This window comes from Chitinimonas prasina, from assembly GCF_030160395.1.
GTDB classification, from domain to species: Bacteria; Pseudomonadota; Gammaproteobacteria; order Burkholderiales; family Chitinimonadaceae; genus Chitinimonas; species Chitinimonas prasina.
The window spans coordinates 187,035-205,553 of sequence record NZ_BSOG01000004.1; the positions used below are offsets into that span (position 1 = coordinate 187,035).

General features: G+C 60.9%; 12 protein-coding genes. 3 read left to right on the forward strand and 9 right to left on the reverse strand.

What is annotated here, in order from left to right; all coding sequences use genetic code 11:
- Nucleotides 1-170 precede the first annotated feature (170 nt).
- The 7 genes from QQK16_RS16000 to QQK16_RS16030 all read right to left on the reverse strand — a co-directional run bounded on the left by QQK16_RS16000 (nucleotide 171) and on the right by QQK16_RS16030 (nucleotide 8,798).
- Nucleotides 171-1,472: a sensor histidine kinase gene (locus tag QQK16_RS16000; protein ID WP_284197479.1), complete on the reverse strand. Its 1,302-nt coding sequence runs from the start codon at nucleotides 1,470-1,472 to the stop codon at nucleotides 171-173.
- Nucleotides 1,473-1,571: 99 nt separating this feature from the next.
- Nucleotides 1,572-1,835 (reverse strand): (2Fe-2S) ferredoxin domain-containing protein, encoded by a 264-nt coding sequence (locus tag QQK16_RS16005; protein WP_284197480.1) that lies wholly within the window; start codon nucleotides 1,833-1,835, stop codon nucleotides 1,572-1,574.
- Between the two features lie 39 nt (nucleotides 1,836-1,874).
- Nucleotides 1,875-3,296, reverse strand: coding sequence for a sensor histidine kinase (locus QQK16_RS16010; protein ID WP_284197481.1), 1,422 nt, complete (start codon nucleotides 3,294-3,296; stop codon nucleotides 1,875-1,877).
- On the reverse strand, nucleotides 3,293-4,537 hold the full coding sequence (locus QQK16_RS16015) for a sensor histidine kinase (protein WP_284197482.1): 1,245 nt from the start codon (nucleotides 4,535-4,537) through the stop codon (nucleotides 3,293-3,295). The genes QQK16_RS16010 and QQK16_RS16015 overlap by 4 nt, the downstream gene beginning before the upstream one ends.
- The gene (locus QQK16_RS16020; RefSeq protein WP_284197483.1) at nucleotides 4,534-5,895 is read right to left on the reverse strand and encodes a histidine kinase; all 1,362 of its coding nucleotides are present in this window, start codon (nucleotides 5,893-5,895) and stop codon (nucleotides 4,534-4,536) included. The genes QQK16_RS16015 and QQK16_RS16020 overlap by 4 nt, the downstream gene beginning before the upstream one ends.
- Before the next feature lie 526 nt (nucleotides 5,896-6,421).
- The gene (locus tag QQK16_RS16025) at nucleotides 6,422-7,573 is read right to left on the reverse strand and encodes a YbdK family carboxylate-amine ligase (protein WP_284197484.1); all 1,152 of its coding nucleotides are present in this window, start codon (nucleotides 7,571-7,573) and stop codon (nucleotides 6,422-6,424) included.
- Nucleotides 7,560-8,798, reverse strand: coding sequence for a cation:proton antiporter (locus QQK16_RS16030; protein ID WP_284197485.1), 1,239 nt, complete (start codon nucleotides 8,796-8,798; stop codon nucleotides 7,560-7,562). Before QQK16_RS16030 ends, QQK16_RS16025 begins: the two co-directional genes overlap by 14 nt.
- Before the next feature lie 415 nt (nucleotides 8,799-9,213).
- Here QQK16_RS16030 and clpB point away from each other — a divergent pair, with 415 nt between their 5' ends.
- The gene (gene clpB / locus QQK16_RS16035; protein WP_284197486.1) at nucleotides 9,214-11,796 is read left to right on the forward strand and encodes an ATP-dependent chaperone ClpB; all 2,583 of its coding nucleotides are present in this window, start codon (nucleotides 9,214-9,216) and stop codon (nucleotides 11,794-11,796) included.
- An 84-nt stretch (nucleotides 11,797-11,880) separates the two neighbouring features.
- Here the strand turns inward: clpB and QQK16_RS16040 are convergent, their stop codons facing one another.
- A complete protein-coding gene (locus tag QQK16_RS16040) occupies nucleotides 11,881-12,906 on the reverse strand; it encodes an AraC family transcriptional regulator (RefSeq protein ID WP_284197487.1) in 1,026 nt (341 codons plus the stop codon).
- Nucleotides 12,907-12,910: 4 nt separating this feature from the next.
- On the reverse strand, nucleotides 12,911-13,807 hold the full coding sequence (locus QQK16_RS16045; protein WP_284197488.1) for a GGDEF domain-containing protein: 897 nt from the start codon (nucleotides 13,805-13,807) through the stop codon (nucleotides 12,911-12,913).
- Nucleotides 13,808-14,121: 314 nt separating this feature from the next.
- On the opposite strand from QQK16_RS16045, the gene QQK16_RS16050 reads away from it, so the two are divergent.
- Both QQK16_RS16050 and QQK16_RS16055 read left to right on the forward strand, forming a co-directional pair.
- The gene (locus QQK16_RS16050; protein WP_284197489.1) at nucleotides 14,122-16,608 is read left to right on the forward strand and encodes a TonB-dependent receptor; all 2,487 of its coding nucleotides are present in this window, start codon (nucleotides 14,122-14,124) and stop codon (nucleotides 16,606-16,608) included.
- 23 nt (nucleotides 16,609-16,631) lie between these two features.
- Nucleotides 16,632-18,470, forward strand: a complete 1,839-nt coding sequence (locus tag QQK16_RS16055; RefSeq protein WP_284197490.1) for a phytase — start codon at nucleotides 16,632-16,634, stop codon at nucleotides 18,468-18,470.
- Nucleotides 18,471-18,519: the final 49 nt, after the last annotated feature.

Genomic DNA, 18,519 nt, shown 5'->3' on the forward strand with positions numbered 1-18,519 from the left:
AAAGTGTTATTGCATAACTGGTGGAGCCACTTCGCACCAGGGTAGCTACAGCCTCACCAGGGTATCAACCAAGCCTGACGGGAGCGTATCAAACCCACCGCAAGCGCCGTAACAACAGCTAGTTTTTCCCCACCCGGTGTTGCGCCGACGCTAGGCGCCTGTTCAAAGGCCTAACCCGCGCCATCCATCGGTGGCAGACGCAACTCAGCCAGTGCGCCCTCCTCCTGCCCCAGCAGTACCAGGCCAGCACGCTCACCAAAGCCCAGTTGCAGGCGCTCCCGGATATTGGCCAACCCTACACCGCCTTCAAGCATGGGCGGCAAGCCAACACCGGTATCACGCACCTGCAGACAGAGCTGCCCCCCTTCCATACTGGCACTCACCGTAATACTGCCGCCCCTTAGCGCAGGCTCGATGCCATGCTTGATCGCGTTTTCCACCAGGGTCAGCAGCATCATGCTAGGTATGGTCTGGCTGGCGAGTTCAGGCGGCAGTTCCAATGCATAGCGCAAGCGGCTACCAAGCCTGGCCTGCATGATGCGCAGATAGGCCTCAACCAGGGTAAAGTCCTGGCCCAGCGTCACCGTGCCATTGCGTAGCTGCGCCAGGCTGCTTCGCAGGAACTGGATCAGGCTGGCTGTCAGGTTGGCAGCACGGGGAGCGCCATCCTCCGCCAGCTGTTGCACTGCCCCCAGGGTATTGAACAAGAAGTGAGGCTCAATCTGTGCCTGCAGCAGCCTAAGTTGCGCCTCGCTCAGCTGTCTTGCCATTCGCTCTGCATGGGCTTCGGCGGTCAGCCTGCTGCGCAGCTCTTCCATCTCCTTGTTGCGCCAATGAGCAAAAGCCACCGTCAGCATGGCTCCCACGCACATACCCAGCCCCACGGCCAGCATGGCCACATTGCCCAGCAGTCGCGTCACCAGCATCTCGCCCAAGGCTTGCAAAGGCGAGCCTGTGGTACGTAAAAACACTCCCGCAGCACCAAACAGAATCATCAAGGCAAGCGGTAGCAGCACCACCCAAGCCACCAGCTTGAGAAATCCACCCAAACGACCCAGGTATTTGCCGTAGCCATACCAGACATCCAGCACGGACCAGAAGACCGCCAGCAACAGGGTTATCGCCACCAGGCTGAAAGAGCCGGGTAGTGGCTGGCGAGCGATCTCAATGCTGATATGCCGCGTTCCGTCGTGCATGCTCTGCACTACCACCCTGCTGTCAAACACGCAGAAGAGATAGGCCGTCGCCAGAATCAAGACAGACAGTACGCCACCTATCAACCAGGCCTTGGGGGATCTGACCAGGCCGTCCACTTCGTCCAGCTGTTGCTGGCTAAGTTGAGACTGCGAACCGATCAGCCAGGCATTGAATCGATCACCCTGCTGAAAGGCGCGTGCCAGCCAGCCATGCGCCCTAGGCAGGGTTTCGGCAGTGGCTGCCTGGGTTTCAAAGGTGTGGGTGTTCTCAAGCATGCCGTTTTGCCTTTGGGGAGTCATGGCAGATTAATGTGGCTACCTGCCAGCGCCCAGCAGAAGGAGACAAACGACGAGATTGGCGGCATCAACAACGAACTAGGCTTCCGGTTCGTCCAGCGCCGACTGCAGGATATCGGGCAGCATCGCCTCGCTGACATGATGGTACATCTCACCGGCCACCACCTTCATGTTTGGCCCCAACTCGCACAGCCCCAGGCAGGGAAAGCGATGCACCTTCACCGGCGCCTGCCTGTCCGCGATCAAGTGCTCCAGCGCACAAGCCAGGGCATCACTGCCCCGGCCGCCGCAGGAGGGTTTATCGGTATAGCGATGCTTGATACAGACCATGATGGTTTTCATGGGCCGATTGTAGGTCCAACCCGTGCCGTGGTGGCCACATCAAACCCTGCCGGAGTCCAATGGCAACCGTATACGTGCCACAAATCCCTGCGGCTCGTTTTCCTCAAGCTCCAACCTTGCCGCGCTGCCATAACGGAGTTTCAGTCGGGTACGGATATTGTCCAGCCCCACGCCAGTACCCGGTAAGTCACTGACGCCTCGGCCAGTATCGGCAACGGTCAGCAGCATGCAGCCACTGTCCAGGCAAGCGGTTACCACCACCTCGCCACCGGGCGCATAGGGTTCCAGGCCATGCTTGAGCGCATTCTCCACCAGGGTCAGCAGCATCATGCTGGGCACGGCTTGATTGCCTAGCTCGGCAGGCAGTTCTACCCGGTAGCGCAAACGGTCGCCCATGCGGGCCTGCATGACTGCCAGGTAGGACTCAATCAGGGCAAAGTCATCCTTGAGCGTGGTGTGCTCTGCCCGCAGCGTTGCCATGCTGCCGCGCAAAAAGCGGATCAAGTCAGCAGCCAGTGCGGCCGCTTCGGGGGCTTTGCCTTCCGCCCGGTGCTGCAGCGCCCCCAGGGTATTGAAGAGAAAGTGTGGCTCTATCTGCGCCTGCAGCAACTTGAGTTCGGCCTCGGCCTTTTCGGCCTGATGGCGTAGTTCATTGGTTTCGACTGCGTACTCCATGTTGCGCATAGACGAAACCAGGGCAACCACCGATACAAACAGCAAAAGCAGCAGCAAGGAAGCGCCGCCGGAGGCAACCAGCACGACACCTAGCTGCGAAAAATCCCGTTTACCATCAACCAGCAGCAACATGGCCCAGAGCAAGACGGTAACCAGCACCATGACCAGAAACATGATGCCGGCGAAATACCATAGCCTGCCCGAATACTTGCGGTAGCCCACCCACAGATCCAACACCATCCAACCTACAAACACGCCCAACACCAAGCCCGCCGCACCTACATATAGTGAGGGTGAATGCCAGGTAGCGGCGACCTGGAATCGGGTCACATCTATCCCGGACAGCAGAACAGCCACTATGCTGAAACCCACTAGCCATACGCCGATCAGCAAGCGTCCACGGCCCGTGGTGAATAGTTTGTCCAACCGGTCGACATCACGTTGCTGGATATGCTGTTCGGATTTGTACCACCATGCGCTGTAGCGCTCACTGGCAAGAAAAAGGCGCCCGAAGCGGGTGGCAGCGCGAGGGCCTGCATCGTTTCCGCCAGCCCCTGGCTGCTTGGCCCATACCGGTTTGACGAGGGTGAAAAAGCACACCAGAACAGCAAACTTGATACCTAGCACCAGCAGCTCCAGCACACCTGGCGGCAAGCCCATGGCAACAAAGACTCGCTTAGCCAGTATGCCCAGTACTGCCTGAAGCACCACCATCACAACGACCAGGGCGATCATGCGGGGTCGCGTCGCCACCACATACTGTCTCAGCATCAGGAAGGGATTCATGCCAATACCCTTTCCGGCTGGCTGACCATGGGTAGCGTGATGCGCGCCACAAAGCCTTGCGGCTGATTTTCTTCGAGCTCAAGGCAGGCGGCGCTGCCATAGCGCAATTTCAGGCGGGTGCGGATATTGTCCAGGCCCACACCCGTGCCGGGGATATCACTGACGCCGCGGCCGGTATCCGCCACGGTCAGCACCAGACACGCCGCTTCCGGCCTCGCGCTCAGGCATATCTCACCGCCCGGCGCACAGGGCTCCAGGCCATGCTTGAGTGCATTCTCGACCAGCGTCAGTACCATCATGCTGGGTATGATCAAACCAGCCAGCTCGGACGGCAGGGCCACCCTATAGCGAAGGCGATCACCCATGCGGGCCTGCATGATGCCCAGGTAGGCCTCTGCCAGGGCAAAGTCTTCCTTCAGTGTGGTCTGATCCGCGCGCAGGGTCTGCATGCTGCCGCGTAGAAAGCGCACCAGATCACTTGCCAGCGCCGCTGCCTCCGGTGCCTTGCCTTCCGCCCTATGCTGCAATGCGCCCAGCGTGTTGAACAGGAAATGCGGCTCTATCTGCGCCTGCAACAGCTTGTATTCAGCCTCCGCCACCTGCCGGGCTGCCCGTTCCAGTTCTGCCTGCTCCTGTAACCGGAGCTTGGCCTCATGCTCGCGTCGACCACGCACCACCACCAGGAAGATCACCAGACCAAACAGCAGCAACAAGCCCAAATTGAGGAACCAACGATTGCCGTGATCCGGCAACTCCGCCAGCCAGCCATACAGGGTCAACCCCTGCGGCTGCCGACCGGCCCGGAGCGCAGCAGCCGTCAGCGGATAGACCACCAGACTGAGGTGGTAGCCTGTAAAGAACAAGTACAGGTGCTTACCCGTCTGGCGACTGAACCAGCCATCCAGCATCAGCAAGCCCAGCAGCGGCGGCACCAGCAAGCCCCAGAGCAGCGCGGCCCAGCCTGGCTGCGCCCAATGCACCATTAGGCTGAGCGATGCGGTGCTCCCGGCAGGTGGTGGGCCGGACTGCAATGCGACGCTGTGCGCGCACCACACCAACAGCATCCACAACAGGCTCGCGCCCGCCACCCAAAGCCATAAGCGGCGCGACCTGGCCATGCTATCCAGTTGGCTGAGGACAGCTTCATCCTGGGTATAGGTACCCAGGCGCAAGACCTGCCCCAGCGTGTTATTGAATAGATAGAGCCGTGCCAGCCAGCTGTGCGGAGTCGGCGCGTTCATGTCATCTCTCCCGAGGCAGCCGGCACAGGCAGGGTAATACAGGCACTAAACCCCCTCGGCGTGTTCTGCTCCAGCACCAGCCTAGCCTCCCCGCCATGCAACAGCCGCAAGCGGTTGCGTATATTGTCCAACCCCACCCCCGTACCAGGGATATCGCTGACGCCAGCACCTGTGTCCACGACACACAGCGTCAGCTTTGTGCCATCGCTGCAGGCTTGCACCGAAACCTCACCGCCGTCTGAGCATGGCTCGATACCATGCTTGATCGCGTTTTCCGCCAGGGTCAGCAGCATCATGCTGGGCAAGGTCTGCCCCGCCAGGCTGGATGGCAGGTCCAGCCGGTAGCGCAAGCGCGCGCCCAGCCGCGCCTGCATCACCCCCAAGTAAGCTTCCACCAGGCCAAACTCCTCCTGCAGTGTGGTTTGCTCGGCCCGCAGGGTCTGCATGCTGCCACGCAGAAAGCGCACCAGATCGGCCGCCAGTGCTGCCGCCTCTGGCGCCTTGCCTTCAGCCCGCTGCTGCAAGGCCCCCAGGGTGTTGAACAGAAAATGCGGTTCTATCTGTGCCTGCAGCAGTTTCAGCTGCGCCTCCGCCAGCTCGCGCCCTGTTCGCTCGCGCAACGCTTCGGCCTCCCACTTGCTGATTAGCAGCTGGTCGTCTCGGTTGCGGAGCCGCGCCGATGCGGATAGGCCAATTACCCCGACCGCCGCCAGCAATAGCAGAGAGTAGGCTGTGTGTATCGGTAACTTGGGCTTCTCGTGGCGAGCCTCCGCTTGCTTGGCGATCCCATTGACCGGGTCCTTCGCCAACACCCTACCCGTGTAGGCACTGATAAACCCCGCACTGAACAAGGCAAAGAAGATCAGCACCACAAACAGCACGATGCTGAGCAGATGACGCCACCCCTCGAAGCGCCGATAGGCCAGCCACGCGCCGAAGGCCACAGCCATCCATACAGCTAGCAGCAGCGTGGTGAAACCCCAGTACTCGTTCCTGTGCCGCCTGATCCAGGCATGCTCCGCCACACCCAGGTCTTCACCGGGCATGTTCATCACGACATCTGCCGCCAGCAAGAACGATGAAATCAGATGCGCACCACCCAGCAGCACACCCAGCCAGCCTACCGCCCTGGCCACGAAGGCCCAGCGGCGACGCCACCGATGGTCGTGCGGTAATCCACTCCAGGCCGGGAACAGCAGGCGGGTCCATAGCAGCCATGCCACCACCGCTATGGCCAGGCTGATACCAAGGCTGACGCCGGAATTAGTGTCAAACCAGATCTCCCACCGTTGCGGCAATGTCCGTATCAGCAAATCGGTCAGCAGCAGGATCGCCAAGCCATACCCCAGCCACATCATGCCGGGTGCCCTCGCTGGTACGGGCCTGAATGAACTGCCTGATACAAGTGCCATGGTATTGGGCATCTTCGTGCTCCCCCTCTCGTCTTGTTGGTAGCGTAACCCTATTGCTGATACGGCTAGGGCGCATCCCATAGGCGACCAAGTACGGAATCGGGCGGACCAGTGACGATAAGCATTGCCCCAGTCATCGCACCGCAAAGGGACTTCCGGAAGCCTCGACTGCCAGGCAAGACAAGGCGCGAATAAAAACGATGAGGTGGCATAGATGAATTAGACAAGACGAATATTTTTGCGTGTAGCGCAGTATTGCAACGACAGCCAGGCTGCTGGAGCTTCACCTAATGCAAAAGGCGCATTGCTCCAAGGAAGCAATGCGCCTTTGCGCAGCAACTGCAGTATAAAACCGGCTACCCGTATCAGGTAGCACTTACCCCGGCAGAGCCTGCGGCAAGACCAAGCGTGCAACAAATCCCTGTGGTTCGTCCGCTTCTTGGCACGCCTTCAAAAAGCGCCCGTCCAGTGATCAGGCTAACGATGCTTCCCGTCCCGCCCACCGCTCTACCTGCCTGAGCATCACATGGCTGAGCGAGCACTCCCGCCCGGCCACGCTGCGCAACCAGGCCGCATCGTTGTCCATGCGCAATACCTGCCCCAGCAATTCGCTGATGGCGGCTTCGCTGTGCAGGTCGGCCGCTACCGGCATCAGCCTGGTCAGGGTGTCGATCAGATCTTCGTGCAAGGCACGCTGGCTACGTGTGGCCACATCGATGAACTGGGCAGAGAGCCCAAAGCGGCACGCCTGGAAGCGGTTGTAGCTATAGGCCATGCCCAGGTCTGGATGTGGCGCGCGGCGGGTTTCCTGCCGCAACCAAGCCACCAGCGCCTGGGCAAAGGCGGCCAGGCGCGCAGCTTGGCGGGGCGCAAGCGGCGTATCACAAACCCTGACCTCAATGGTGCCGTAGTTGGGCTTGGGCCTGATGTCCCAGTAAAAGTCCTTCATACTCTGCACCACGCCATACTCAACCATGCGGGTGAAGTAGTCACAGAACTCTCGCCAGCTGTAAACCGGCGGCATGGTGCCGGAGAGTGGAAAGGCATTGACCGCTGACAACCTGGCACTGTCAAAAGCGGTATCCACGCCCTGGTAGTAAGGCGAGCTGGCTGACAGGGCAATGAAGTGAGGCACATAGCGTGAGACCAGGCGGGTCATCCGGACGGCCTCATCACCATCACGACAGGCGATATGGATATGCTGACCAAACACGGTGAACTGTTTGGCCAGGTAGCCATACATTTCCGATAGCGCGAGATAGCGCTCCTTGGGATAGATGCGCTGTTCGTGCCAGCGCTGGAACGGGTGGGTACCGCCACCTGCCAGCGCCAGGTGCAGTCTATCCCCGGCCGCGACCATATGGTCGCGCAGCGTCTCCAGCTCGGCCACCAGCGAGGTGTAATCATGATGCACCGAGGAATTGAGCTCTATCATGCCCTCGGTAATCTCCGGCACGACATTGCCGGGATGATCCTGCCGGGCGAGTTGGGCAAGCAGATCGGTAGCGCCCCGCGTAAGGTTGTAGTCATGCCGCGAGAGTATCTGTAGCTCCAGTTCCACCCCCATGGTCAACGCCTCGCTGCCGTGAAAGCTCAGCATTTCGTCCAGCTCATGATTTGACATGTTGGCGCCCCTCCTCCGCTATCTCGCCCACCTGCTTCAATGCCCAACGGGTGGCAATCGGCCCCAGCAACTCCATGACCATCAAGGCCGCCGCGGCAATGCCAGCGGCCTGCGTGTCCAACTCTGGCAGCGTTGTGACCGACGCATGTACCGCGAGCAGGCCCAGGCTGGACATGGGAATCAGCACAACGCCCAAGCAGCCACCTTGGGCATGCCGCAAACCGCAGAACGGTGCGAGCAGATACGGTATGGCCACCCTCGTCAGCGTACGCACCAGCAGGAACAGCAACGTCCATAGCGCCACGCCTTGCCAGGCCGAGGGATTGAGGCTGGCACCCAGTTGCACGAACAGCACGCAGACAAACAGGCTGCGCAAAGGGTCGAGCTGCATGCCCAGCACCGCCTCGCCCGATTTGATATGGCGGCACCCAAAGCCCAGTGCCAGCACGCCCAATAATGGCGAAAACACCAACGCCTTGGCCGCACCAACCACAGCCACGACAGCCCCGAACAAAAACAAGGTAGGTAGCACATCGTGTGGGCCATGCGCCCGCAGCCAGTGCAGAAAACGGCAGGTCAACCAGGCTGCCAGCATACCCAGTGCCAAGCCGCCCAACAGTTCACGCATGGGTCCGATCAGCGCCTGTTGCCAGCCACCTGTCTGTGCCAGATGGGCAAGGGCGACCAGCAGCACCGCCGCCACCAGGGCCAGCATGTTATTGGCGGCAGCAAATACCTGCGCCCAATCGCTGACACGGCCTTCAGCACGCGATTCGCGTAATACCGGCAGCAGTATCAAGGGAGAGGTAGTGATGGCAATGATCGCCAGCAGTGCGGCCGCCAGGGGCTGTAGTCCCACGCCCCAGAGCAGCAGATAGACGGCAAAGAATACCGCCAGACTTTCCAGCAGGATCAGCATGACCAGACGGGGCTCGCCCCTGAGCCAGCGCCAGTCCAGATGCCGCCCCAGTTCGAACAACAAGATGCCGATGGCGATATCCGAGAACAGGCTCAACTGAGTCAGGTTCTCGCCATCCAGTACCCCAAGCACATAGGGGCCCATCAACAGGCCCGTCAGCAGGTAGCCGGTAATCGCTGGCAGATGCGACAGCAGGCGATGCAGCCACTCCGACAACAGAATGGCCGATATCAGGCAAAGTCCGATCACCACCAGCCGGTTGTCCTGCAATAGCAGGACGGTCTGGGCAAACAGGGTGTAGTCCACGGCTATCCTCCCCCGATTGGACGCTTGCCATGCCCGTTACCAGCAAGTGTCATTCAGTGCCACCAACCGGTCTCCGCTTCGCTCTACCGGTGCGGCCCGGCATGCAGGCCCACCCAAGCAAGGCTGGTCAGTGACATCCGCTGCGACTGTCCTGTAACTGAAGACACATCGCGCATCGTGGTGCAGCTTGTTGTATCGGCTCTGAGCGCCGATTTCCCTGGCGACGTACTGCCAGGCTGCGGAGTGCTTCGCCAGCCTGCCATGGGTACGCTAACAAGGTAGTCAGCCAGGCGGCGGCACAAGTTCCCGGCAATTTTGACCAAGATCAAACCTATCGCCCGATTACACAGCTTCCGCTTGAAAACAGCGCAGACTTACCCCAACTAGGAAGCATTGAACAACGGGAGCCATCACCATGCGCTACGACAAACTGACCACCAAATTCCAGCAAGCCCTGGCGGACGCCCAGAGCCTGGCCCTGGCCAACGACAATGGCTATATCGAGCCCCAGCACACCCTGCTGGCCCTGCTTTACGACGCCGAATCGGGAGCGGGCTCCTTGCTGGCGCGTGCGGGTGTCAACATCAACCCCCTGCGCACCGGGTTGGAAGGTGCCATCAAGCGCCTGCCACAGGTAAGTGGCACGGGCGGCGAGATCACGGTTTCGAAAGAATTGGCCAATCTGCTGAACCTGACAGACAAGGCCGCGACCAAGCGTGGCGACCAGTTCATTTCTTCCGATCTGTTCCTGTTGGCCCTGACCGAGGACAAAGGCGAAACCGGCCGCCTGCTCAAGGATAACGGCGGCAAGAAGGAGGCCATCACCGCCGCGGTGGATGCCGTGCGTGGTGGTGAGGCCGTCAACAGTGCCGATGCCGAGCAAAAACGCGAGGCGCTCAGCAAATACACCCTGGATCTGACCGAGCGAGCTCGCCAGGGCAAGCTGGACCCGGTAATAGGCCGTGATGATGAAATACGCCGCGCCATCCAGGTACTGCAACGCCGTACCAAGAACAACCCGGTGCTGATAGGGGAACCCGGAGTGGGCAAGACCGCCATCGTTGAAGGTCTTGCCCAGCGCATCATCAATGGCGAAGTACCTGAATCGCTCAAGCACAAGAAGCTGCTGGTTCTCGATCTGGCCTCTTTGCTGGCGGGCGCCAAATACCGGGGTGAATTCGAGGAGCGCCTCAAGGCCGTGCTCAATGAATTGGCCAAGGACGAAGGCAATACCATCATCTTCATCGACGAGATCCACACCTTAGTTGGCGCGGGCAAGGCAGAAGGCGCCATGGATGCTGGCAATATGCTGAAGCCAGCCCTAGCTCGTGGCGAACTGCATTGCCTGGGTGCCACTACCCTCGACGAGTACCGCAAATACATCGAGAAGGATGCCGCACTGGAACGGCGCTTCCAGAAAGTGCTGGTGGATGAACCTAGCGTGGAAGCCACCATCGCCATCCTGCGTGGCCTGCAGGAGAAATACGAGATACACCACGGCGTGGAGATTACCGACCCGGCCATCGTGGCCGCTGCCGAGCTGTCGCATCGCTATATCACCGACCGCTTCCTGCCAGACAAGGCCATAGACCTGATCGACGAGGCTGCCTCGCGCATCAAGATGGAGATCGACTCCAAACCCGAAGTCATGGACAAGCTGGAGCGGCGCACCATACAGCTCAAGATCGAGCGCGAAGCCATCCGCCGCGAGAAGGACGAGGCCTCCATTCGCCGTCTGGGCTTGATTGAAGAAGAAATTGGCCGGTTGGAGAAGGAATACTCCGACCTGGAAGAGATATGGAAGGTCGAGAAGGCTGCGGTATTGGGCTCCCAGGCCATCCGCGAAGAAATCGAACAGCTCAAGCAGCAGATGGAAGAAGCGCGGCGGCGTGGCGACTGGCAGAAGATGAGCGAGCTGCAGTATGGCAAGCTGCCCGAGCTGGAGGCCAAGCTGCATGTCGCCGAGGCTGCCGAGAGCGGCCCCACCCAGAACAAGCTGCTGCGCACCCAGGTAGGCGCCGAGGAGATCGCCGAGGTAGTTAGCCGCGCCACCGGCATACCGGTGAGCAAGATGATGTCGGGCGAACGCGACAAGCTGCTCAAGATGGAAGAGGCCCTGCACCAGCGCCTGGTAGGCCAGAACGAAGCCGTCACCCTGGTGGCAGACGCCATCCGCCGCTCCCGCTCCGGCCTGGCCGACCCCAACAAGCCCTATGGCAGCTTCCTGTTCCTGGGCCCGACCGGCGTGGGCAAGACCGAGTTGTGCAAGGCCTTGGCCAGCTTCCTGTTCGATACCGAGGAACACATCATCCGGGTGGACATGAGCGAGTTCATGGAGAAGCACTCGGTCAGCCGTTTGATTGGCGCCCCTCCCGGCTATGTAGGCTATGAAGAAGGTGGCTACCTGACTGAAGCCGTGCGGCGCAAGCCCTATAGCGTCATCCTGCTGGATGAGGTGGAAAAAGCCCACCCTGATGTGTTCAACGTGCTGCTGCAGGTGCTGGACGATGGTCGCCTGACCGATGGCCAGGGCCGTACCGTGGATTTCAAGAACACCGTGATCGTGATGACCAGCAACCTGGGCTCGCAGCATATCCAGGCCATGGCCACCGACGACTACCAGTTGGTCAAGCTGGCCGTGATGGGCGAGGTCAAGGGCCATTTCCGTCCCGAGTTCCTCAACCGCATAGACGAAGTCGTGGTGTTCCACGCGCTGGGCGAAGATCAGATCGCCGGTATAGCCCGCATCCAGCTGCAGCGTCTGCAAGCAAGGCTGGCTGCCATGGACATGGGCCTGACTGTCACCGACGCGGCACTACGCCACATCGCCACTGCGGGTTTCGATCCGGTCTATGGCGCACGCCCCTTGAAGCGCGCCATCCAGAGCGAAATCGAGAACCCATTGGCCAAGGCCATACTGGGCGGCGCCTTCAGCGCCAAACAAACGGTAGTGGTGGACTACGTAGACGGTGACTTGCGCTTCGGCCAGGCGGTCTAGACCGCGTTTACCGGCGCCTCGCAGGCATCATCCGCTGCGAGGCGCCAGTATGCCGGCCCTTTCACAAGCGCCGAAAACGGCCATCTACCAGGGAGCACCAGCCAACGAAAAGGGCAAGCTCGCCGCCATGCCGGTCCACCGCTTGAACGAGCGGCGAAAATTGCGGGCATCGTGGAAACCAAAATACTGTGCCAGCTCCTCCTGGCCATAGCCATGGTACTGCATCAGGCGCAGTGATTCATGCGTCCGCACCAGGTCCAGCAAGGCCTGGAAGTGCGTGCCATGCTTGGCCAGGTGGCGCTTGAGGGTCGCCGGGCTGGTAGCCAGCAGGGTAGCAGCCGCTTCCAGCGTCGGTGGATTGCCTATCTGTGCGCGCAGGTGGTCGTACAGTACCTGCACCAGGCTGTACTGCGGCCTGCCCTGTCTGAGCAGTTGCTGCTGCAGCATGGCATAGGCCGCAGGATTGCTACGGGGCCAGGGCTGGTGCAGCCAATCACTATCCAGCACCATGGCGTCCAGTTGGCAACCAAACTGCAGGTGGCTACCCAGATGTACCTGATGCTGCGCCAGATTGCGTGGTGGCGTGCGATTGAAACAGTAGCGCCAGGGCAATGGCCTGTCGGCCAGCCAGCGGCACAGGGCGCTCACAGCCGTCATGTGCAGCTCGACCAGAAACGGCATCAAGGCCCCCACCCCCACACTGTCGGTCCAGTACAGCAGCAGTTCCTTGCCTTCCACCTGTAACCTGGGCCCCAGCAGCGGGCATAACTGATCCTGATGGGTTATCAGCAAGGACAAGGCCTCAGCCAGATTAGGCGCTTGCAACAAGGCCAGGCTGATAGTGCCATAGTGACCAGGCAGCCATTGCTGCCCCAGTTCGAACGCCACATCGCGTTGCCCATCCTGTTTGGCCAGATTGGCCAGCATGGCCAATAGCTGCGCGGGGCTGACCGCTGCCCTCCCCTCGCTCAAGGCCAACGCGTCCAGGCCTGTACCGCGCAGCAGCATATCGCTTGCCATATCGCGCCGCGCCGCCAGCGACGACAGCAGGGCTGGCTGATGCATGGCAGGCAGCAGCGGTGTATCCCGGCTATAGCAATCGGCCAGCATGGGCTCAGGATGCCTGCGCCTGGAGCGGCATGGCGGGTTCCAGCTCCGCATTCAGCGCAGCCAGTTGCGTAGCCACATCGCCTGCCATCACGGCGCTGACCACTCTGGCACCTAGATGGAGCCGGATGCCTTGCTGCCGGGTATGCCAGGCCAGTTGGCCCACCACGCTGCGCAGGTGGCTGGCGATGCGGCCGGCGGCGGCATGATCCGTCCCTGGCAGCAGGATGGCAAAACGGTCGCCGGCATAGCGGCACAGCAGGTCGTCGTTACCCAGGTTCAGCAACAACAATTGGCTGATGGCCTGGAGCAGGCGATCTCCTTCACCATGCCCATAGGCCCGATTGATCGCGTGAAACCGGTCTATATCCAGCAATATCAGCGAGCAAGGCGCTTGTGGGCGCGCTGCCCGCTCCAGCGCCACCTGCTGCTGCAGGTACTCGGCATTGGCCAGCTGGGTGATACGATCAAATGCCCGATGATCACGAAACAGCCGCTCGCGCTTGAGTAGCTGCTCATTCAGGGAAAACTGCTCCTGGCGCCAGAAGTACAGCCCTGCCGTCAGTGTCAGCATACCCAGGGGACCAAGCACCGATTCCAGCCAGTTGTCCCAGTTCGCACCCGCTTGCAGGCGAAAGAATTCGTCCAGACAATCCGCCGCTCCACCCAGCGCTACCCCTGCCAAACCCAGCCCCAGCAAGGCCGTTACCCTGCCCCGTGGTCTGCTGCTCAATATCTGCAGCAGCCATATCGTGGCCATCAACGCAGTACCGCCTTCACCCACGACATCCATCCACTGCCAGTCAGCCCTTGGTTTGAGTTCGCCCAGGCCTTGGTAGAGCAACAGCAGGCCTAGCAAGGCCAACCCAAACACAAGCAGCGGAACACGATAGAGATGCAGCATGGTGGTACACCGTCGTTGCCAAGATGACCGCCAGATTACGGCTCGCGCATGTCAGCACCATTGCAAACCCCTTGGGGGGCAATTCAGCTCATCTACCGGCACTGGCACCTCGGTTTTCGTACAGCCACCTTACCCAGACTGGGTTTTGCCCTGGGCATTCCGGCTCATCGCAACGGCCAAATAGACCGCCCAAGCCCCCTCAATCGCCCCGCTGGGGACAACGTCATGAAACCGCAATCTACCCGCCCTAGCTTGCCTCCCCGAAGCGCGGTCTGCCAACCAGGCAAGCCGCCGTCATCGCTCAGGGAGAAGCAATGAAGTCGCACCTCACACCATGCCGTACCGTCATGGCTATCTGCATCGCAAGCCTGATGCAAGGTACGCATGCCGCCGACGAAGCACCGGTATCAACCATCACGGTAACCGGCCAGGCCGCCCGCATCCGGAATGCACTGGATGTACAGCAAGCAGATGACAGCATCGTCAGCGTGGTGCACGCCGATGCCATCGGCGCCCTGCCAGACACCAATGCCGCCGAAGCTTTGCAGCGCGTACCTGGTGTCTCGGTGGAGCGCGACCAGGGCGAGGGCCGATATATCCGTGTTCGCGGCCTGGGGCCCGATCTCAACAGCGTCACCATCAATGGCGGGCTGATTCCCTCGCCCGAGAGCGATCGTCGTGCCGTGATGCTGGATGTCATACCCAGCGCCCTCATACGCTCGCTGGAGGTGAAGAAAACCCTTACCCCCGATCAGGATGCTAACTCCATCGGCGGCACGGTGGAGGTCAAGACCGTCTCGGCATTCGATTACCCTGGCCGATTCAGCTCATTCGAGGCAGAAGCCAGCCATGACCAGCATACCGGCCAGACCAGCCCCAAGATCGCCACGACCTATGCCGACCGTTACCTGGACGGAAAACTGGGCCTGGCTGCAGGTTTAAGCCTGGAAAAACGCAAGTTCGGCTCCGCTAATATCGAAACCGGCGGCAACTGGGACTTTGACGACGACAAGGTGCTGCTGGAAGAGTTTGAGAACCGCAACTACCTGATCACGCGCGAGCGACTGGGAATGGCTTTCAATCTGGATTACAAAGCCGCTGCCGGCCAGCGCTACTATGCCCGTACCCTGCTGAGCCGCTATAGCGACACCGAAGAGCGGCAGGCGCATGTCATCGAGTTTGATGAAGCGCAGGATGCTGGCGAGCTGGGTGAGGCTGAATCCACCCGCGAACTGAAGTCACGCAAGGAAACCCAGAAGATACTGTCGCTGACGCTGGGTACCGAGCAGCAGCTTGGGCCATGGCAGCTCAAACTTGCCGGGGGTATCAGCCGTGCCAGCGAGACCACCCCCGACCACATAGCCGGTGCCGCATTCGAGGGGAGCGACAGCTTTGACGATGTCGGCTTCCACAATGGTGAGCAACCTACCCTGGTGGGGCCTGCCAGCCTGTACGACGCCCAGGCCTATGGCCTCAAGGAGGTCGAGCTGGCACATACCCAGTTCAAGGACAGTGAACGCCACCTCCGCCTTGATCTTGCACGCAACCTGCAGCTGGGTCAGGCCGACATCAGGCTCAAGTTCGGTGGCAAGGCCAGCCATCGCGAAAAAACCGGCGACGAAGACATCTGGTTGTTCGAGGATCTCGACGACGCCGGCCTGAACGAAAGCCAGCTTCAGCTGAGCCACTACAGTGACGGTGCAGCAGACTGGAAGCTGGGCCGTTTTGGCCCACGTATTGATGCCAGCAAGATACATAGCCTGCTAGGTAAGCTGGACCGCACGGCCTATGCCGATGAAGAAGGCTCCCGCGTGAATGACTTCAGCCTGGCGGAAAAGATTCGCGCCGCCTATCTGCAAGCCCAGTTCGAAACTGGAGACTGGCGCTGGCTGGCGGGGGTGCGCTATGAAGGCACCCGGCTCAAGGCAGACGGCACCGGCCTGGAAAATGGCAGCTTCATCTCCAGCCACACAGCGCGCAAATACCACCACTGGCTGCCTGCGCTGCACGCCCGCCATGATCTGGATCGACACACCAGTTTGCGGATGGCGCTGACGCATTCCGTGGTGCGCCCCACCTTCGGTCAGATGGCGCCCGGCTTTGTCATTGATGGCGATGAAGCCAGCTTTGGCAACCCCGACCTCAAGCCGCTGGAATCACGCAACCTGGACCTCGGTCTGGAGCAGCGCCTGGGCACAGCCGGCACCCTGTCGGCCTATGTATTCCACAAGCGCATGGACAACTTCATCTACGGCACCGACCTGGCCGGTACCGGCCGCTGGACAGACTTTGACGAGGCGAGCAGCTTTGCCAACGGCGGCAGGGCCAGCGTCCGTGGCGTGGAACTGAACTACGTACAGTCATTCGCCCAGGGCTGGCTGCTGTCAGCCAATGCCACCTTTTCCGACTCCATCGCCAGCATCAGCCGTTACGATGCAGACTTGGGCCGGATGGTGGCGCGTGATATTCCCCTGCCCAGCCAGTCAGACCGTACGGCCAACCTGACGCTGGGCTACGAAAGTGGCCCCGTCAGCCTGCGCCTGGCCACCAATTACAAGTCGGCCTATCTGCTGGAGGTCAGCGATGTACTGGACGCCCGCCGCGATCTCTATGTAGCAAGCCAGACCCAGTACGACTTCTCCGCCAGCTACAAGCTGGGCAAGGCCATGATGCTGAGCTTCGAGGCTTTGAACCTGGGCAATGAGCCCTACTACGCCTACATGGGTCAGCGCCGCCACAATGCCCAGTTCGAGACCTATGGCCGCACCTACAAGCTCGGCCTGAAGTACACACTCAATTGATCCGTAGACGCGAGAACAAATCGATGAAAAAAACTATCGTTACGGTACTTTATCTGGCCAGCTTGATCGCTTCGGCCCAACCCACCGGCCTGCCCGCCGCCGTACACCCGGCAGAACAACTGGCCGCACTGGATGGCGGCTTTTGGCTGGCCCGCGAGCAGCATCAATTACGGCAGCTGGACGGGCAAGGCCAAGAAATTGGCCGGCTGGCCATTAAATCCACGCAACTGGATGCACGCGGCCATATCGCGGCCGTGGTCGACTACGGCAGCCAGCAAGTACAGCTACTAGATGCCAGGCCCGGCCAGCTGCAAAGGCTAGCGACATTGCCGGCTACGCATTTCAGCGTGGAAGCACTCTGCCTCTATCGTGACCCGCAGGCCCTGCTGCACGCGTTTTTGATCGGCGAAGAAGGCCAGGGGGAACAATGGTTGCTATCGGCAAGCCCAGCCCGTAAGGTACGCAATCTGTCACTCCCCCCAGGCGTGGTCCACTGTCAGGTCGATGATGCCAGCCGCCAGTTATTGCTGGTGGAAGAGGACTTTGGTGTCTGGGCCTACCCAGCCGATGCCGAGCGCCCATTCCAGCGCCAGGCGATACTACTGAAACAGCCTTATGGCAAGCTCAAGGGTGGCGCCAGCCAAGTGGTGGCACTGCCCGGCGGGGTGGCGGTACTCGATCAGGCTGGCATGGCGTTACACTTGGTGCGTTACGTTGGTCAATCCTGGCAATACCTCCGCAGCGTGCCGCAGGCGCAGGAGCGTGATGGCATAGCCAGCCTGGCGCAGGGCATCCTGGCTCAGGGCGTCCTGGCGCAGGGCGTCCTGGTACGTGATGCCCACACAGCCCAGTGGCAGCTTAGCCGTTGGCCAACCAAAGCCCCCACCAAGCCAGACACGCTACCCATCGTCCTGCCGCTGGCGCAGACAGACCCGGTAGCCAAGCTCGGTGACGCCGCCGACGACCCCGCTATCTGGATCAATCCATCCAACCGTGCCGACAGCCGTGTGCTGGGCACCAATAAGAAGCAAGGATTGCTGGTCTACGACCTTCAGGGCAAGGAGCAGCAACTGCTGGCCGTAGGCCGCCTCAATAATGTGGACATACGCCAACAGGTCAAGCTCGGCACGCAGACGCTGGATCTCGCGGTAGCCACCCACCGCGATGATCTGGCCTTGGTGGTGTTCAACATCGACAGCGATGGCGTGGTCAGCGAACTGGGGCGCATACCTACCGGGCAGCAGGACATCTACGGTGTCTGCCTCTACCAGCCCAAGGGTGGCGGGCTGGAAGCGTTCGTCAACGACAAGGATGGCCGCTTCCTGCATTACCGCCTGACCATGCAGGACGGCAAGCTGCAAGGCCAGCTGCTACGTGAGTTCCGCACCGGCAGCCAGCCTGAGGGTTGCGTCGCCCATGATGCCGAGGGCGTGTTGTTTTTCGGCGAAGAGGACAAGGGCGTATGGACTACCTCAGCGCGTGCCGACGCCCCCAGCCAGGCACGCCTGATCTTGCCGGTAGGCCGGCGTCTGCAGGCCGATGTAGAGGGTATGGCCTTGTACCACGGCCCCCGCCACACCTACCTGCTGGTCTCCAGCCAGGGCAATGACAGCTATGTGGTGTTGGATGCGCAGGCGCCCTATCGCTACCGGGGTGCTTTCCGGGTCGGCATCAATCTGGATCGTGGCATCGATGCCGCATCCGAAACCGATGGCCTGGATGTCACCTCAGCCAATCTGGGAACGGGCTGGCAGGAGGGCATGCTGGTGGTGCAGGATGGCCATAAGCGCCTGCCTGATGGCCCACAGAACTTCAAATATGTGCCGTGGTCTGGCATAGCCGAGGCATTGAAACTAGATTGAGCGTACCTCGAGATACAGGCTGGCCTTGCTCTGGCCAGCCTGCCTGGAG